General features: G+C 57.3%; 15 protein-coding genes. 7 read left to right on the top strand and 8 right to left on the bottom strand.

The genetic code is table 11. The annotated features are described in order from the left end of the window. Positions 1 to 170 precede the first annotated feature (170 nt). The 3 genes from CKW38_RS17060 (at position 171) to ahpF (ending at position 3497) form a co-directional block, all read left to right on the top strand. Positions 171 to 1109 carry a site-specific integrase gene (locus CKW38_RS17060; protein WP_095113342.1) on the top strand — a complete coding sequence of 313 codons (939 nt, stop codon included), beginning with the start codon at positions 171 to 173 and terminating at the stop codon, positions 1107 to 1109. Positions 1110 to 1246: 137 nt separating this feature from the next. After that, positions 1247 to 1810 (top strand): alkyl hydroperoxide reductase subunit C, encoded by a 564-nt coding sequence (ahpC, locus tag CKW38_RS17055; protein ID WP_007912224.1) that lies wholly within the window; start codon positions 1247 to 1249, stop codon positions 1808 to 1810. A gap of 124 nt (positions 1811 to 1934) precedes the next feature. Then, complete coding sequence (gene ahpF, locus CKW38_RS17050) at positions 1935 to 3497, top strand: alkyl hydroperoxide reductase subunit F (protein ID WP_095113341.1); 1563 nt, start codon at positions 1935 to 1937, stop codon at positions 3495 to 3497. Between the two features lie 374 nt (positions 3498 to 3871). Here the strand turns inward: ahpF and gloA are convergent, their stop codons facing one another. Continuing rightward, positions 3872 to 4393, bottom strand: coding sequence for a lactoylglutathione lyase (gene gloA / locus CKW38_RS17045; protein ID WP_007912219.1), 522 nt, complete (start codon positions 4391 to 4393; stop codon positions 3872 to 3874). A gap of 139 nt (positions 4394 to 4532) precedes the next feature. Between gloA and CKW38_RS17040 the strand changes: the two genes are divergently transcribed. Beyond that, positions 4533 to 5051 carry a DUF4946 domain-containing protein gene (locus CKW38_RS17040; protein ID WP_007912218.1) on the top strand — a complete coding sequence of 173 codons (519 nt, stop codon included), beginning with the start codon at positions 4533 to 4535 and terminating at the stop codon, positions 5049 to 5051. A gap of 218 nt (positions 5052 to 5269) precedes the next feature. On the opposite strand, the gene CKW38_RS17035 is transcribed toward CKW38_RS17040, so the two are convergent. The 3 genes from CKW38_RS17035 to CKW38_RS17025 all read right to left on the bottom strand — a co-directional run bounded on the left by CKW38_RS17035 (position 5270) and on the right by CKW38_RS17025 (position 8394). Further along, positions 5270 to 5635, bottom strand: coding sequence for a histone-like nucleoid-structuring protein, MvaT/MvaU family (locus tag CKW38_RS17035; RefSeq protein ID WP_007912217.1), 366 nt, complete (start codon positions 5633 to 5635; stop codon positions 5270 to 5272). Between the two features lie 235 nt (positions 5636 to 5870). Continuing rightward, positions 5871 to 7406 (bottom strand): cyclic diguanylate phosphodiesterase, encoded by a 1536-nt coding sequence (locus tag CKW38_RS17030; protein WP_095113340.1) that lies wholly within the window; start codon positions 7404 to 7406, stop codon positions 5871 to 5873. 118 nt (positions 7407 to 7524) lie between these two features. After that, the gene (locus CKW38_RS17025) at positions 7525 to 8394 is read right to left on the bottom strand and encodes a LysR family transcriptional regulator (RefSeq protein WP_095113339.1); all 870 of its coding nucleotides are present in this window, start codon (positions 8392 to 8394) and stop codon (positions 7525 to 7527) included. A gap of 78 nt (positions 8395 to 8472) precedes the next feature. On the opposite strand from CKW38_RS17025, the gene CKW38_RS17020 reads away from it, so the two are divergent. Then, the gene (locus CKW38_RS17020; protein WP_095113338.1) at positions 8473 to 9420 is read left to right on the top strand and encodes a DMT family transporter; all 948 of its coding nucleotides are present in this window, start codon (positions 8473 to 8475) and stop codon (positions 9418 to 9420) included. A 245-nt stretch (positions 9421 to 9665) separates the two neighbouring features. Further along, complete coding sequence (gene hppD / locus CKW38_RS17015; RefSeq protein WP_007912211.1) at positions 9666 to 10742, top strand: 4-hydroxyphenylpyruvate dioxygenase; 1077 nt, start codon at positions 9666 to 9668, stop codon at positions 10740 to 10742. Between the two features lie 151 nt (positions 10743 to 10893). Here the strand turns inward: hppD and rarD are convergent, their stop codons facing one another. The 4 genes from rarD to CKW38_RS16995 form a co-directional block, all read right to left on the bottom strand. Then, positions 10894 to 11775 (bottom strand): EamA family transporter RarD, encoded by an 882-nt coding sequence (gene rarD, locus CKW38_RS17010; protein ID WP_042704993.1) that lies wholly within the window; start codon positions 11773 to 11775, stop codon positions 10894 to 10896. A gap of 205 nt (positions 11776 to 11980) precedes the next feature. Further along, entirely contained in the window at positions 11981 to 14086 is a 2106-nt protein-coding gene (locus tag CKW38_RS17005; protein ID WP_095113337.1) for an acyltransferase family protein, read from the bottom strand. A gap of 112 nt (positions 14087 to 14198) precedes the next feature. Continuing rightward, a complete protein-coding gene (locus CKW38_RS17000) occupies positions 14199 to 15212 on the bottom strand; it encodes an aldo/keto reductase (RefSeq protein WP_095113336.1) in 1014 nt (337 codons plus the stop codon). Between the two features lie 68 nt (positions 15213 to 15280). Continuing rightward, complete coding sequence (locus CKW38_RS16995) at positions 15281 to 16180, bottom strand: LysR family transcriptional regulator (protein ID WP_095113335.1); 900 nt, start codon at positions 16178 to 16180, stop codon at positions 15281 to 15283. Positions 16181 to 16274: 94 nt separating this feature from the next. Between CKW38_RS16995 and CKW38_RS16990 the strand changes: the two genes are divergently transcribed. Then, entirely contained in the window at positions 16275 to 16643 is a 369-nt protein-coding gene (locus tag CKW38_RS16990; protein ID WP_095113334.1) for a hypothetical protein, read from the top strand. Positions 16644 to 16825 lie beyond the last annotated feature (182 nt).

Below are 16825 nucleotides of genomic sequence, written 5' to 3'. Positions count from 1 at the left end.
CCTACGGTTACGTACTGTGGTACATGCCACTTAAGTACGCAGTGTACCATCTCAAAAATAAACATAAAACTTTGATAATCAAGACGCGGGATATACTGGTATTACCCAGTGTCAGGCGGCAAAATGCGCATCTGCATCCCCATATCAGTACGCCAGCGAGAAAACAGCCCATGAGCGATCTGGATCGCTATCTGCAAGCGGCCACCCGCGACAACACCCGCCGTAGCTACCGCGCGGCCATCGAGCATTTCGAAGTGAAGTGGGGCGGGTTCTTGCCGGCCACGGCCGACAGCGTCGCGCGGTATCTGGTAGCGCACGCCGAAGAGCTGTCGATCAATACGCTGAAACTGCGTCTGTCGGCGCTGGCGCAGTGGCACAACAGTCAAGGGTTTGCCGATCCGACCAAGGCGCCAGTGGTGCGCAAGGTCTTCAAAGGCATTCGTGCTCTGCACCCGGCGCAGGAGAAACAGGCCGAGCCGTTGCAGTTGCAGGATCTGCAGCGCGTCATCGATTGGCTTGAGCAGGAGGTGCAAACCGCGAAAGAGCAACAGGATCGCCCGTTACTGCTCAAGGCTTACCGTGATCGCGCCTTGATCCTGCTGGGATTCTGGCGCGGCTTCCGCAGCGATGAGTTGTGTCGCTTGCAAATCGAGCATGTACAGGCGCACGCCGGCAAAGGCATTACCTTGTATTTGCCACGCAGCAAGGGTGATCGGGAAAACCTCGGCCAGACCTATCAAGCGCCGGCGCTGCTCAAGTTGTGTCCGGTGCAGGCCTACATCGATTGGATCACTGAGGCGGCGCTGGTGCGTGGCCCGGTTTTTCGTAGCATCGACCGCTGGGGCAATCTGAACGAGGAGGGCTTGCACGCCAACAGCATCATCCCTCTGCTGCGCCAGGCGTTGCAGCGTGCGGGCATTGCCGCCGAAAACTACACCAGCCACTCGCTGCGCCGAGGCTTTGCCACATGGGCACACCAAAGTGGCTGGGATCTGAAGTCGTTGATGAGCTACGTCGGCTGGAAGGATATGAAGTCCGCGATGCGCTATGTTGAAGCCAGCCCATTCCAGGGAATGGCTCGGATTACGGATAAACCGGCTTCGTCGTAGAGATCGTTTTCTTCTATTAATACAGTCAGCTAATAGCGAAAACAAATCAGCAGCATCAGGTTTGCCAATGAGCCATCCGTCGAGTGAGTGGGTAGGATTCACCCATCAACTTCATAACCCCTGACGGAGAGTCATCAATGCCTATCATCAACAGCCAAGTAAAACCGTTCAAAGCTACCGCATTCAAAAACGGCGACTTCGTTCAAGTCTCGGACGCTGACCTGAAAGGCAAGTGGTCGGTCGTGTTCTTCTACCCAGCCGACTTCACCTTCGTTTGCCCAACCGAGCTGGAAGACCTGGCTGACAACTACGCTGCCTTCCAGAAACTCGGCGTAGAGATCTACAGCGTTTCCACCGACACCCACTTTGCTCACGCTGCCTGGCACAACACTTCGCCAGCCATCGGCAAAATCGAATACACCATGATCGGCGACCCGACCCACGCCATCTCCCGCAACTTCGACGTGCTGATCGAAGAAGTTGGTCTGGCTGACCGTGGCACTTTCGTGATCAACCCTGAAGGCCAGATCAAAATCGTTGAACTGAACGATGGCGGCGTTGGCCGTGACGCTTCCGAGCTGCTGCGCAAGATCAAGGCCGCTCAGTACGTTGCTGCTCACCCAGGCGAAGTTTGCCCAGCCAAGTGGAAAGAAGGCGAGGCCACTCTGGCACCGTCCCTGGACCTGGTCGGCAAGATCTAAGTCTGTGACACGCAACTCGGGGCGGATCTCCGCACCTACTTAAGTTAGCTGCACCGCCCCATAAAAATGCCCGGGCGAGATTCGCTCGGGCTTTTTTTCGCCTCAAATAAAGGAAATCGCCCGTATGTTGGACGCCAATCTTAAAGCCCAGTTGAAATCGTACCTGGAACGGGTCACCCAGCCGATCGAGATCGTTGCCTCCCTCGACGACGGTGCGAAATCCCGTGAAATGCTGGAACTGCTGAAAGACGTTGCCAGTCTTTCGAGCCAAATTACCTTGATCGACAGCGGTGCCGATGCACGCAAGCCATCGTTCTCGATCAACCGCCCGGGCGCTGACATCAGTCTGCGTTTCGCCGGCATCCCGATGGGCCACGAGTTCACTTCGCTGGTGCTGGCCTTGCTGCAAGTCGGCGGCCACCCATCGAAAGCCAGTGTTGAAGTGATCGAGCAGATCCGCTCGCTCAAAGGCCAGTTCAGCTTCGAGACTTACTTCTCGCTGTCCTGCCAGAACTGCCCGGACGTCGTTCAAGCGCTGAACCTGATGGCCGTGCTCAATCCGAACATCCGCCACGTCGCCATCGACGGCGCGTTGTTCCAGGACGAAGTCAACGATCGCAAGATCATGGCTGTACCTAGCATCTACTTGAACGGTGAAAACTTCGGCCAGGGCCGCATGGGCCTGGAAGAGATTCTCGCCAAACTGGACACCGGCGCCATCGAGCGTCAGGCCGAGAAGATCAGCGCTAAAGAGGCCTTCGACGTGTTGGTTGTCGGCGGTGGCCCGGCCGGTGCTTCGGCAGCGATTTACGCTGCACGTAAAGGCATCCGCACCGGCGTTGCGGCTGAGCGTTTCGGCGGTCAGGTGCTCGACACCATGGCCATCGAGAATTTCATTTCCGTACAGGAAACCGAAGGGCCGAAACTGGCCACAGCACTCGAAGAACACGTCAAGCAGTACGACGTCGACATCATGAACCTGCAACGCGCCGACAAGCTGATCCCGGGCAAAAACGGCGAGCTGCATGAAGTCCGCTTCGCCAGCGGCGCAACCCTCAAAGCCAAGAGTGTGATTCTGGCGACCGGTGCGCGCTGGCGTGAAATGAACGTGCCGGGCGAGCAGGAGTATCGCAACAAAGGCGTGGCGTACTGCCCGCACTGCGACGGCCCATTGTTCAAGGGCAAGCGCGTGGCAGTGATCGGTGGCGGTAACTCCGGCGTCGAAGCGGCCATCGACCTGGCCGGGATCGTGTCGCACGTAACGCTGCTGGAGTTCGACGTACAACTGCGTGCTGACGCCGTATTGCAACGCAAGCTGCACAGCCTGCCGAACGTCACCGTGATCACCAGTGCGCAAACCACTGAAGTCACCGGCAATGGCGAGAAGGTCAGCGGTCTGCGCTACAAGGATCGCAACACTGACGAGCTGCGCACTGTCGAGCTGGAAGGGATCTTCGTGCAGATTGGTTTGTTGCCGAACACCGACTGGCTGAAGGGCACCATCGAGCTGTCGCCGCGTGGCGAGATCATTGTCGATAACCGCGGTGAAACGTCGATTCCAGGCATCTTTGCAGCGGGTGACGTGACCACTGTGCCGTACAAGCAGATCGTGATTGCAGTGGGCGAGGGCGCCAAGGCTTCGCTGAGCGCTTTTGATCATTTGATCCGCACGTCGGCTCCTGCGTAACTGCCGGGCCAGAAATGAAAAAACCCATGAGCGATCATGGGTTTTTTATTGCGCGTGAAAAGCTGCCCCTCACCCCAGCCCTCTCCCGAAGGAGAGGGGGCCGACCGAGGTGTCTGGCGTTTTCCATCGACCTGAAAGCGCCAGTCGATTATGGATACAGCGCCAGCCGTTAAAGTCGGTGAACCTGCGCAATATCCCCCAATCAGCCCCTCTCCCTGTGGGAGAGGGAGCCGGCCGAGAAGTGGTGCGTCGATTTGTAAGACCTAATCGATTATGGATTCAACGCCAATCGTTCAAGTCGGTGTAACTCTGCAATATCCCCCAATCAGTTCCCTCTCCCCCAGGGAGAGGGCTAGGGTGAGGGGCTTTTGCTTTTACAGCGGCGCAGGCTGAATAATCTCGACCCAGTAACCATCCGGATCCTTGATGAACGCCAGGCTTTTCATGCGGCCATCGCTCAGACGCTTCTGGAAGTCGCAGCCCAGTTCTTCAAAACGCGCACAGGCCGAGACAATATCCGGCACCGAAATGCAGATATGGCCAAAACCACGTGGGTCGGTATTGCCGTTGTGATAAGCGAAATCGGCGTCGTTCTCAGTGCCGTGGTTGTGAGTCAGTTCCAGAATGCCTGGAATCGACTTCATCCACTCGGTGCGAGCCGCTGCGTCAGCCGGGATCTGTGCCTTGTCGACCAGCGCGAGGAAGTACAGGCTGAACTCGGCTTCCGGGAAGTCGCGCTTCTCAACCAGCGAGAAACCCAGCACGCGAGTGTAGAAGTCCAGGGATTGGGTGATGTCTTTGACGCGCAACATGGTGTGGTTGAAGACGAAGTTGCGGGTTGCGCTGTCTGGGGTGGCAGTGACGCCGGGGAAAGTGTTGAGTTCGTGCAGGCTCATGGGCCCTCCAATAACTATGGGCGAGTGAATGGGCGCAATGATACGCATGCCTGTCGGCATCGCCAAATGAAAGGGCAGGCTTGCCCTGCGTGCGGGCGAGCCTCAGACTTTACCGCTCAATCTGTGAGTGCGCCCGGCAATGATCCGACTGTTCAAATCCCTGTTTGTTTTTTCTTTTTTGTCGCTGGTGGCGGTGTGCGCGTCGGCGGACGAACCGAGCATCACCTGGCCGGCCGGCTGGGAAGTCGAGGCGCTGCCTCCGGTGACGGCACAGGTTTCCCGTCAGCGAGCGGTGAAGAATGATGCCAATGGCAATCAGGTGATGGTGATGGAATTGACCATGACTCAGGTTGAGAAGGGCCACCAGGTCAATTTGCAGGGCGTGCTGCTGGAAATGCGCAAGTCGATACAGAAAGACTTCTTCCAGGGCGGCTACCAAAGCGTCTGCAACAAAGTGCATGCGGCGACGCTGGGTTCTTTGTCGGCGCTGGAAACCACTTGCACGATCACCGAAAACGGTCGGCATGTGTTGTCGCAAACCCTGGTAGCGGCGGTAGAGGCGGACAAGGCTTATGTTCTTTCCTACGCCGGGCAAGCTGAGGTTTATAAGGCGAGCGCAGACGAGATAGTGGCGGCGAGAAACAGCTTGAAACTTTAAGCCGCTGTACTCTTCACGCCGAAGGTTAGATACCCGAAGGGATTAAGTACAAAGTTTAACGTGGGTCACGATCGTAACATCGCGCAGCAAAATGTTTGGCGTCTGGCTCAGCAACGTTACAGAAAACTCGAAACTTCTTCGATGAAATTCATTTCATTTGTTAGATATTGTCAATAAAAAAGCCCTGCATGATGCAGGGCTTTTTTGTTGGCAGGGGATTAACCGCGCAACCAGGAGTCAACGGTGGCAGCACCGTATTGTTCCTTCCAGGCTTTCAGGCCGCGGTGGTTGCCGCCCTTGGTTTCAATCAGTTCACCGGTGTGCGGGTTGTGATAAACCTTGACCACGCGAGCGCGGCGGGTTTTAGGCGCTGCAGAGGTCTGCAGACCGGATTTTGCCGGGTTCGGATCGAGGATGGCGATGATGTCTTTCAGGCCTTTGCCGTAGGTTTTCATCAGCCCCTGGAGCTTTTCTTCGAATTCGATTTCTTTCTTGAGCCCGGCATCGTTCTTCAGCGATTCCAGCTGCTTGAGCTGTTCCTGAAGGGCCTTTTCAGCTGCACGAAATTCAGCGAGTCTGGACAATATCTTTACTCCAATAGTGTGTTTGGCTGATACCAACCGCAAACAAAGCTAATAAGCCAAGAGCCTTGAAGCGACTCGGTGATAAATGGCTCACCTGCCAATCTTGCTCAGGTTGAAAAAATTGTAGTAGTTAATGCGCCAAGAGTAAATCCTGATGTTGTCTTCATGTAACAACAGCGGTCTTTTGTATCAATTTGGTGCGCCTGATCGGGACGCTCGTCTTAATCCGGCTTAGTTAATGGTGAGTTAATGCGCTGATGAACTCCGCGGCCGGCATCGGTTTGCCGAACAGGTAGCCTTGCAGAAAGTTGACGTGATGTGCAGTCAGATAATCGGCTTGCGCCTGAGTTTCGACACCTTCGGCAACAATACCCAGATCAAGCTTGGCCGACAGTTCGATAATGGTATCGAGAATGTGTCGGGACAGCGCATCGACGCCGATCATGGCGACGAAACTCTGATCGATCTTGAGGAAATCCACATTGAATTTGCGCAAGTAGCCGAGGCTTGAATGACCGGTACCGAAGTCGTCAATCGCGATCTTCACGCCCAGTGCATGCAGTTGCTCGAACAGTTGCCGGGTGATGTCGGTCGGCTCGATCAATTCGCGCTCGGTCAACTCCAGCACCAGGCTGATGCTGTCGGGCACGAACGCGGCGAGAAACGCCCGGCAGTCCTCCACCAGTTCCAGATCCTTGCAATGGCTCGCGGTGATATTGATGCCGATATGAAAGGGCGGGGTGAACGTTGATGACAGCGGTCCCAGCAGCGCAGCGGTTTGTTGCATCAAGGCGCGGGTCATCGGCACGATCAACCCCGAATGCTCGGCGAATGGAATAAACAGGTCCGGGCGCACCAGTCCTTCTTTGGGGTGAGTCCAGCGCATCAGCACTTCGGCCCCCGACCACTTCTTGCTGTCGCCATGCACTACGGGCTGAAAGTAAGGAATGAATTCGCCTGCCTCGAGCGCCCGAAGCATCTCGTGGCTCGGAGACGTCGAGCGCTTCTGCAAGACATGGCCGATGGCACCCGAGACCACGCCAAAAAAGATCAGCAGACTGAACAGCGGCGGGTATTCATCGGCCATGTAGCGCCAGGTTTCGCCCTCGGGAAATCCCGCAGAAACGCTGAACGCATAACGCGAAGAATCGAGTGTGTGTTGTGCTATCGGCAACGCGGGCAGGGCGCCAGTGTGTACTTTGCCGTCGGCCGACAGCCAGTTGTCACCCACTTGCAGCACCAGCAACATGTGCCGGCCGATCAGACGCAACATGTTGCTTAGATGGTAGCCGTCGAGTGTCGTCAGTGCGCCGCCGCGACCCTCGCTGAGCCGATAGACCAACAGAGCGGTGTTGGGTGTTACCGGGTTGCCATTCATCAGCCACAACTTGCCCTGGTTGTAGTCGCCCGCGTTGACGGCTTCCTTGAAGTCGCCAAACAACGAACTGCAATAGAGGTTGTCGTCCCACACCAGATTGGTCGAGCGCACGAACGGGCGACGGGTCACTTGCTCGCGCAGGGCGAGCTTGACGTTCTCACAAGTCTGGCCGGCCAGAGGCAGCAATTCACGGGCTGCCTGGGCCGTGTTGTCGAGCATCAATTCGAATTGGCGCAACGCCTCTTCCGCAGTCTGTTGTGAACCTTGTTCCAGCGTGCGTTCGGCCTGCACGTAGAGAATTACGCTGCCCAGCAGCACCGGAAGCAAGCCACTGAGCAGTGTGACGACGATGCGGGCGCTGCGTTTGCGGCGGGGTCTGGCGGTCAACGGCATGGGCGCATCCTGTCGCGGTGGAGTGGGGCTCTCGAATGCAGGCCGGATAACGGCGCGCCGCTGAAAATCACATCAGCCAGAAGGGAGGATAGATGGCAGAAGGCGCTTGCGCTGCTCATCAAAGATTCATCCGCGACGCCACTTCGATAAAGGCCAGGGTGGCGGGAGAGGCCTGGCGCTGATCGAGGACGGCAAGTCCGACCTGGCGCTGCACGGCGGGCAACAACGGCTTTTTCACGTAGTGAGACGTTGCTTCCTCCGGCAATGAGCCTTCGGCAACAATCGTGATGCCATCGCCACGGCTGACGGTGTCGAGGGTGCTGAGCAGTTGCGAGCAGCGATAGCGAATATTCGGTTGCAAGCGCGCGGCCATGAACAGCTGCGATACCAGTTCTGAAGAACCCGCCTCGGTGAGCACGAACGGGTCGTCGCACAAGTCCTTGAGAGTCAATGCCGATCGCGCTGCCAGCGGATGACCTACAGGGAGCAGGGCAACCATCTGGTCTTCGATCAGCGCAAACGTGTCGAAGCGATCTTGGGGCAGCACCACAAAACCGATGTCGATCCGCCGCTCTTCGAGCCACTGGGTCACTTGTCGATCGGGTCCTTCATCGATGTGCACCTCGATGCCCGGATGCGCCTCTCGATAACGCCGCAAAATATTGGGCAACAGTTTGATCGACGATGTTGGTCCGAACGAGCCGATGCGCAAGGTGCCGCTTTTCATACCGCGCGCATCGGCGGCTTCCTGACGCAAGGTGTTGGCCAGACCGAGCATCGCGCGGGCGCGCAGCAACAGTTGCTCGCCGATATCGCTGAGTTCCACTGTCGACTGGTGCCGACGCAGCAGCTCGACGCCGAGTTCTTGCTCCAGCGCTTTCATCGCATGGGATACCGCCGACTGTGAAATCCCCAGCCGATGCGCCGCGAGGGTGAAACCGCGCAGTTCGGCGACCACTGAGAAGATCTCCAGTTGGGTAAGGGTCATGAGTATTTGCTCATTTTACGATGATGGGGAATGAGGTGAATGATACGGCATTCCTCAATTTCCTTGGGCTGGAGCGTCATGCGCAACGTTGAGCAGCTACACACAACTTCATCCGACATCGCCGTTTACCTGACTCTGGCGGCGGTCACCATGATCTGGGGCGGGACCTTTGTCGCCGGACGTTTCCTGGCCGGCAGCCTGAGCCCAATGTTCGCCGCCAGCCTGCGCTTCTTGCTGGCCAGTGCGGCGTTGCTGGGCTTTTTGTGGCTGGCGCGGATCCCCTTGGCGCGGCCGACCCCAAGGCAGTGGCTGCAACTGATGCTATTGGGATTCTTCGGGATCTTCTTCTACAACCTGTGCTTCTTTTACGGCCTGCAATACATCAACGCGTCGCGGGCTTCGTTGATCGTCGCGTTGAACCCGGCGGTGATCGGTCTGGCCTCATGGTGGTTGTTCAAAGAACGCTTGAGGCGGGTGAAGGTCGCCGGAATCGCCACCTGTATTGTTGGCGCTGGTCTAGTGATCGTCAGCCGTAATCCGCAATTACTGGCTGCAACGCCTGACGCATGGATCGGTGATCTGTTGATCCTCGGCTGTGTGCTGGGATGGGGTGTTTACTCGTTGTTTTCCCGTGAATTGAATCAGACGCTGGGGCCGGTGCAGACCGTGACGTATTCGATCCTGATCGGCACGCTCATGTTGTGGGTTGTGGCGGCTGTGCGCGGCGAACTGAGCTGGGAGGCGCTGGATGATCTGGGGCTGCCGCAATGGCTGAGCCTGACCTACCTCGGCGTCCTCGGCTCGGCGCTGGCCTACATCGGCTATTACCACGGTATCCGCAAAATCGGCGCGACGCGCAGCGGGGTGTTTATCGCGCTGAACCCGTTGACGGCCGTGGTCTTCGGCGCAGTGTTGCTGGACGAACACCTGACATTGGCCATGTATGGAGGTGGCGCACTGATCCTGACGGGCATTTACCTGTGTAACAAACCCCTTGCACCGGGCGCCAGAAAGCGGATTTTATAGAGAGAGCAGACAAGCCTATTTACGCTGTGTAGAATCGGGTTACGCATACAATAATAATCGTCTTCTGGCAGCAGAAGCCTCGCCCGCAAGAGCCTTGGGTCGACAATGAAGATATTCGGGTTTCAACTGATCTACGGTGACTTTCTCGCCCGCAGTGTGCGTGGCATCTCCTGCGCGCCACCCACCGACCTCACATGACTGACAAATAACCCTGGTTAATTGATAAGAAATGATGAGGTGCCACCATGGCAGATTTATACGAAAACCCAATGGGCCTGATGGGCTTTGAATTCATCGAGCTGGCATCGCCGGTGCCGGGCACCCTGGAGCCGATCTTCGAGATCATGGGCTTCACCAAAGTCGCCACCCACCGCTCCAAGAACGTGCACCTGTACCGTCAGGGCGCGATCAATCTGATCCTCAACAACGAACCCAACAGCGTTGCGTCGTACTTCGCCGCCGAGCACGGTCCTTCCGTTTGCGGCATGGCGTTCCGCGTCAAGGATTCGCAAAAAGCCTACAACCGCGCACTGGAACTCGGCGCTCAGCCGATCCACATCGAAACCGGTCCGATGGAGCTGAACCTGCCGGCGATCAAAGGCATTGGCGGCGCGCCGCTGTACCTGATCGACCGTTTCGGCGAAGGCAGCTCGATCTACGACATCGACTTCGTGTTTATCGAAGGCGTTGATCGCAACCCGGTCGGTGCCGGCCTGAAAATCATCGACCACCTGACCCACAACGTGTATCGCGGTCGCATGGCCTACTGGGCGAACTTCTACGAGAAGCTGTTCAACTTCCGCGAGATCCGTTACTTCGACATCAAAGGCGAATACACCGGCCTGACTTCGAAAGCGATGACCGCACCGGACGGCATGATCCGCATCCCGCTGAACGAAGAGTCGTCCAAAGGCGCGGGCCAGATCGAAGAGTTCCTGATGCAGTTCAACGGCGAGGGCATCCAGCACGTCGCGTTCCTCACCGACGACCTGATCAAGACCTGGGATCAGTTGAAGAAGATCGGCATGCGCTTCATGACCGCGCCGCCGGACACCTACTACGAAATGCTCGAAGGCCGTCTGCCGAACCATGGCGAGCCGGTTGATCAACTGCAATCGCGTGGCATCCTGCTCGACGGCGCCTCGGAGCAGGGCGACAAGCGTCTGCTGCTGCAGATTTTCTCGGAAACCCTGATGGGCCCGGTGTTCTTCGAATTCATCCAGCGCAAAGGCGATGATGGTTTCGGCGAAGGTAACTTCAAGGCTCTGTTCGAGTCGATCGAACGCGATCAAGTGCGTCGTGGTGTGCTTGCCACCGAGTAATCGGCCACTGAAATGAAAAATCCCGGCCTGCAGCGATGCAGAGCCGGGATTTTTTTGAAGATCAAAAGATCGCGGCCCGAGCCTGCGGCAGCTCCTACAGGGAAAATGCATTCCAAATGTAGGAGCTGCCGAAGGCTGCGATCTTTTGCTTTTAAGGGCGGCGTTGCCGCGTCAGGTGTTTGAAGCCTTCGAAGATCAGCACCACAACCGCCAGCCAGATCGGAATATACGTCAGCCATTCCCCGGACTTGATGCTCTCACCGAGCAACAACGCCACGCCAAGCAACAGCACCGGCTCAACATAACTCAACAGGCCAAACAGACTGAACGGCAGCAATCGGCTGGCAATGATGTACACCACCAGCGCCGATGCACTGATCAGGCCGAGCAGCGGGATCAGCCACATCAGCCCCGGGTATTGATCAAACACGCCCAAGCCTTGCTCGCCGCCCTGCACAAACCACCAGGCGACCGGCAGCATCAGCGTCATATCCACCCACAATCCGCCGAGGTGGTCGGTTTTCAGGTATTTGCGCAGGACGAAATACAGTGGATAGCCGACCACGACCACCAGTGTCGCCCAGGAAAAACCGCCGACCTGATATAGCTCATTGAGCACGCCCAAACTGGCGAAGAACACTGCAATTTTCTGCAAATAAGACAGACTTTCTCCGTAGGCAATCCGTCCGGTCAGCACCATCGCCAGCGGCAGCAGAAAGTAGCCCAGCGACACGTCGAGGCTGTAGCCGTTGAGCGGCGCCCACATGAACAGCCACAGTTGCACACCGAGCAGGGCAGCCGAGACGCTCAACCCGGCGACCAGTTTTGGCTTTGCCGCGACCACACGAACCAGCTCCAGCACCCGCCGCCATTCCCCGGATACCAGCATGAACACGGTCATGCACGGCACGGTCAGCAGCATCCGCCAGCCGAAAATCTCTACGCCACTCAACGGTGTGAGCAACGAGGTGTAGTAATACATGACGGCAAACAGCACCGAGGCTGAAACCGATAGAGCGATACCTTTAGACAAACTGTCCTCGCGGGGGTTGATGGTCAAACGGGGCGCGAAGGATACGTGGTTTTTGTGCTGAATATTGGGCAAATGCTCAATATTCTTCACACACATTCCCCTGTATGAGCTGCCGCAGGCTGCGATCTTTGATCTCGCCTTTGAAAGTCGAAAGATCGCAACCTGCGGGCGTTCCTCCACAAGCGTAGTCAGTGGCAGGAAAACATCACTGAGCAACCTTCAACGGATTACCGAAGCGCTTGAGGTACATCTCGCCGAACTTGTAAGAGGCATAATCGGTGACGTGACCAATATCACGATAGACCGGCAAACCGTCGACGGTGGTCATGCAGGCGGCGTCTTTGCACTGCACGATTTTCGGGTCAATGACGATCAAGTCGGGATATTCAGCCTTCAGATCATTGAAGAGTTGTTCCAGTACCGGCTCTTTGGCACCTGACCATGGCGCCGTGGCGCAGAGGTTGCTTTGCTCGACACTGCCCATCAAACCGCGCAACTTGACCTGTTGCAGCAGGCAGGTGTTGATCCCCTCAGGCATAGGCAGCGTGTTCTCGAGAAGGACTGGAGTAGCACCGGATTCGACAATGATATCCAGAGCCTTGCGGATCGCTGTGCCGAGACGTTGTCTTGACAGTTCCGGGCTGCGCGGGTCATCGAGTTTGGTGACGATGTCATCGTCGAGATAGGCCTCCCAGAACTGACCCACGATCACATACTTGAAATGCCGCTTCGCGATCATGTCGTAATAGCGTTGAGCGGCGTTGTGGCATTTTTGATACAGCCCGTTGGTGTATTTACTCTCGTCATAGAGGTAGATCCCGGGCAAGGCCAGGCACGCCGGATAGCCCTGTGTGAGCACGGCAAGATTGGCATCCTTGGCCAATGTTTCAACAAAGCCCCAGTAATGATTCGAAAACGAATCGCCCATCAGCAGTATTTGCGGTGCAGCCTGTGCGGCGCCCGATATGCAGCCAGGATCGGCGCCATCGCTGACACCCAGGCATCCCTCGCGAGTGGCCGGAACAGATGCTTTCAAACCGTTGAACACGTCGTTGTAGCCTTGGTTGAAGCGGTTCGGCCAGCCTTCTTGTCTGACGCTGGCCGCGTGGAGCAGCGACAGGCCGATCGCCGGCACGATCATTAGCACGACCAGGGTTTTGGCAAAGCCGAGCCTGGCCTTTCGAAAGCGGTTTTCGATCAACACATAGCAGAGCCAGGCCGTGACGAACGTGGAGACGAAGTAAACGATCGTCATCGGCGGGGTGAGCGCGATGCCCATGTAACTCATCACCGCCAGGATCGGCCAGTGCCACAAGTACAAGGAGTACGAGAGCGTGCCGATAAACACCAGGGGTTTGAACGCCAGCAGTTTCGAGGTGATGCTTGCATTGCCAACACCCGGAAACAGCAAGGCTGCCGTTGCGAGGCACACGGCAATGGCGTGATATCGCGGAAAGCCCGGCAGGATATCTTCCAGGGTGGCGCAGTAGATGATCGTCGCCAGCGAAAGCGCGCAGACCAGCGTGGCGCTCAGGCGATTGAGCCTGAACGTGTCCGTGCTGAAGATGACCGCACAAGAGCCAATCATCAATTCGAAAATTCGCGCGGTGAAGAAGTAATAGTTTTTTTCAGGAGCCGTGTAAGACAGGTACAGGGCGAGCGCCATTGCCGCCAGGGTCAAGCCGAGCACCGCTGCTTTGAAAAGGCTTTTCGCCAGATAACGGTAGAGCAACCAGAGGCCCAGTGGCAGCGCCAGGTACCACTGCCATTCGATGGCCAGCGACCAGGTGTGCAAGAGCGGCAGACTGGCCGCATCGGGCGTGGCGTAACCCGTGGTGACTTTGGAAAAGTACTGGTTGGAGATGATCAGCGACGTGTATTTTTCGCTTTTGAGAAAATCCACATAGTCATCGGGCAAATACAGCAGCGTGGTGACTATCAGCGTTACGACCAGCAACGCAATCACGGCCGGTTGCAAGCGCCAGATTCGACGCGTGTAGAACCCCGAGAAAGTGAACGTGCCGTTGTTCAGCGACTTCATGATGATTGCGGTGGTCAGATAACCCGAGATCACGAAGAAGATGTCGACGCCAATAAACCCTGACGGGAAGAACGCCAGGCCGCCGTGAAAAATCAGCACCAACAACACCGCGATTGCGCGCAGCCCATCGATATCCGCACGGTAATCAATCGAAGGTTTGCGATCCACCGCAGTTGCGGTCGCTGCCGGCGCAGGAAGCTTATCGGCAAACAGTTTGAACAGCAGCCCGCGCAAAGGCTTCCTGGTTACCTCAACGGGGCGATTGAGCATGTATTAAGTCCCTGGTTATTTCTGAACGCTCAATCAAATCATCCGTTTGATCGCGCTTGCTTCAACGAAAAACAGCCGATTGTATCGGCTGTTGCTGGACAAGGGAAAACGCTTAAACCAGATGCGGTTTACGCCCCGACACAAAATGACTGACATCGTTGAATCCCGGCGTCGATGCATGGCCCGGCGTCACCAGCGAATCGATGAAAGCCTCATCTGCTGCGGTGATCTTCACGGTCTGTGCCTTGGTATACGCATCCCATTGCGCTTCGGTGCGCGGCCCGACAATCGCCGACGTCACGGCACTGTTGTTCAACACCCAGGCAATCGCAAACTCCACCATCGCGACGCCGCGCTGTTCGGTGTACTGCTGAATCTGCTGGGCAATGCGCAGTGATTCCACGCGCCACTCGGTTTCCAGAATGCGTTTGTCCTGACGCCCGGCGCGGCTGTTGGCGTCCGGCTGCACATCCGGCGCGTATTTGCCGCTGAGCACGCCACGGGCCAGCGGACTGTAAGGCACCACACCCAAGCCGTAGGTTTGCGCCGCGGTGATCTGCTCGGTCTCGGCCTGACGGTTGACGATGTTGTACAACGGCTGGCTGATCACCGGGCGGTCCACGCCGAGTTTATCGGCGATGCGAATCACCTCGGCAATCCGCCAGCCGCGATAGTTCGACAAGCCCCAATAACGAATCTTGCCCTGACGAATCAGATCGCCAATCGCCGAAACGCTCACTTCAAGCGGCGTGTTGTGGTCTTCGCGGTGCAGGTAATAGATGTCGAGATAGTCAGTACCGAGCCGGGTCAGGCTGGCATCGATGCCATTGAAAATGTGTTTGCGGCTCAAACCGCTGCGATTCGGCACACCGTCCACCGGGCCGAAACCGACCTTGGTTGCCAGCACCCACTCATGCCGATGACGGGCAATCGCTTCACCGACGATCTCTTCGGAACGGCCGTTGGTGTAGACGTCGGCGGTGTCGATGAAATTGATGCCCTGATCCCAGGCCTTGTCGATGATACGCAGCGAATCCTCAGCGCTGGTCTGCTCGCCAAACATCATCGTGCCAAGGGTGAGGGTGGACACCTGCAAGCCCGAGTGCCCGAGTGTGCGAAAGCTCATGCCGAAATCCTTTTGTCGGTGGGAAAGGGTTAATCAAATACCAGAAGCGTGCGATGCGGCAAAGTGAATTATTGGCTCAATGCTGCGCAGCGCTGTTGCAGAAACGCCTGCAACACCCTTACCCGTTCCGACACCTGCACCCGATGCGGACAGAGCAAATTGAACGGCGCACTTTCGCCGTGCCAGTCATCAAACAACGTCACTAACCGCCCAGCGCGGACATCTTCAGCAATGTCGAGCCAAGCCTTGTACGCGATGCCATGCCCGGCCAGCGCCCAGCGGCGGGCGACTTCGCCGTCGTCGCTGAGGTAGTCGCCGTGGACTTCGACTTCCAGCGTTTCATCGCCGAGGCTGAAACGCCAGCTGTTGTAGGGGCGGCCATTGCGTAGATAGAGCAGGGCGCTGTGCTCGCTTAGTTCGCTGGGATGTTGCGGGGTGCCACGGCGCGCCAGATAGTCAGGGCTGGCGCAAGCGACGCGCCGGTGTTGCGGCAGAATTGGCAACGCCACCAGCGTCGAATCGCTTGGCGTGCCAAAACGCAGGGCGACATCGACGGTCTCGCGGAACAGATCGGCGTGGCGGTCGTTGAGCAGCAGTTGTAGTCGAATATGCGGGTGTTCGAGCTTGAAATCGTCGAGCCACGGCAACAACACGTTGCGCCCGAAGTCCGACGGTGCGGCCAGTTGCAACACGCCGCTCAGGCCTTCGTTTTGCTGCTTGATTGCCTGTTCGCCCTCCGCCAGCGCCGCCAGTGCCAGGCGCACGCTTTCAAGATAACGCCGGCCTTCTTCAGTCAGACGAATGCTGCGGGTGGAGCGTGCGAACAAACGGATACCGAGGCGGGTTTCCAGGCGCTTCAACGCAATACTGGCGGCGGCCGGGGTCAGCGCCAAGGCGCGGGCGGCAGCGGAAATGCTGCCGGCATCGGCGACACGGACGAAGATCTCCAGATCGAGAATCGAGCTCATTGCTAAAAATCCTTTAAAGATCTTTGCGTTTTTGCGGGATTTTTTCGTGATTGGCAAGGATGGATACTGCAATCAATAATCGCAGGAGAGGCGCATGAGCTGGACATTCGATCATCTGGCGTTCAATACCGCTGACGGGCAGAGCTTGCAGGACGATTTCGCCAAGTTGCTCGGGCTCAAGCCGGGCCGGCGACCGCCGTTTCCGTTTCCCGGGCGCTGGCTGTATCAGGATGAACATGCCGTGGTGCATGTGATTGAGCGGCCGTTGCCGGATGACACGGAATTGAGCCACATCGCGTTTCGTACTGATGAGCCGGCGGAAACGGTGTTGCAGCGGGTGCGTGAGAGTGGATTGCCGTATCAATTGGCGCAGGTACCGGGCGATGGGATTGCGCAGATTTTTGTGCAAATGCCGGGTGGTCTGGTGATTGAGCTGGACGCCAAAGCGCAGCCCTCACCCTAACCCTCCCGAAACGTCGGACCGCCCGAAGGGAGAGGGGACTGACCGAGGTGCTTGAACTAGGTGCGCCGACGTGCAATAGCGAGTCGAACTCAAGTCTTGAAAAGCACCAAAATCGGCTCCCTTTCCCCCTCGCCCCCTTGGGGGAGAGGGCTGGGGTGAGGGGGAAAAGATCTCCAGAGCAC

Origin of the sequence: Pseudomonas sp. Irchel 3H7 (assembly GCF_900187605.1) — a bacterium.
Classification (GTDB): Bacteria; Pseudomonadota; Gammaproteobacteria; order Pseudomonadales; family Pseudomonadaceae; genus Aquipseudomonas.
Note: the sequence above shows the minus strand (reverse complement) of the source record. Positions and strands in the feature narration are given on the sequence as shown.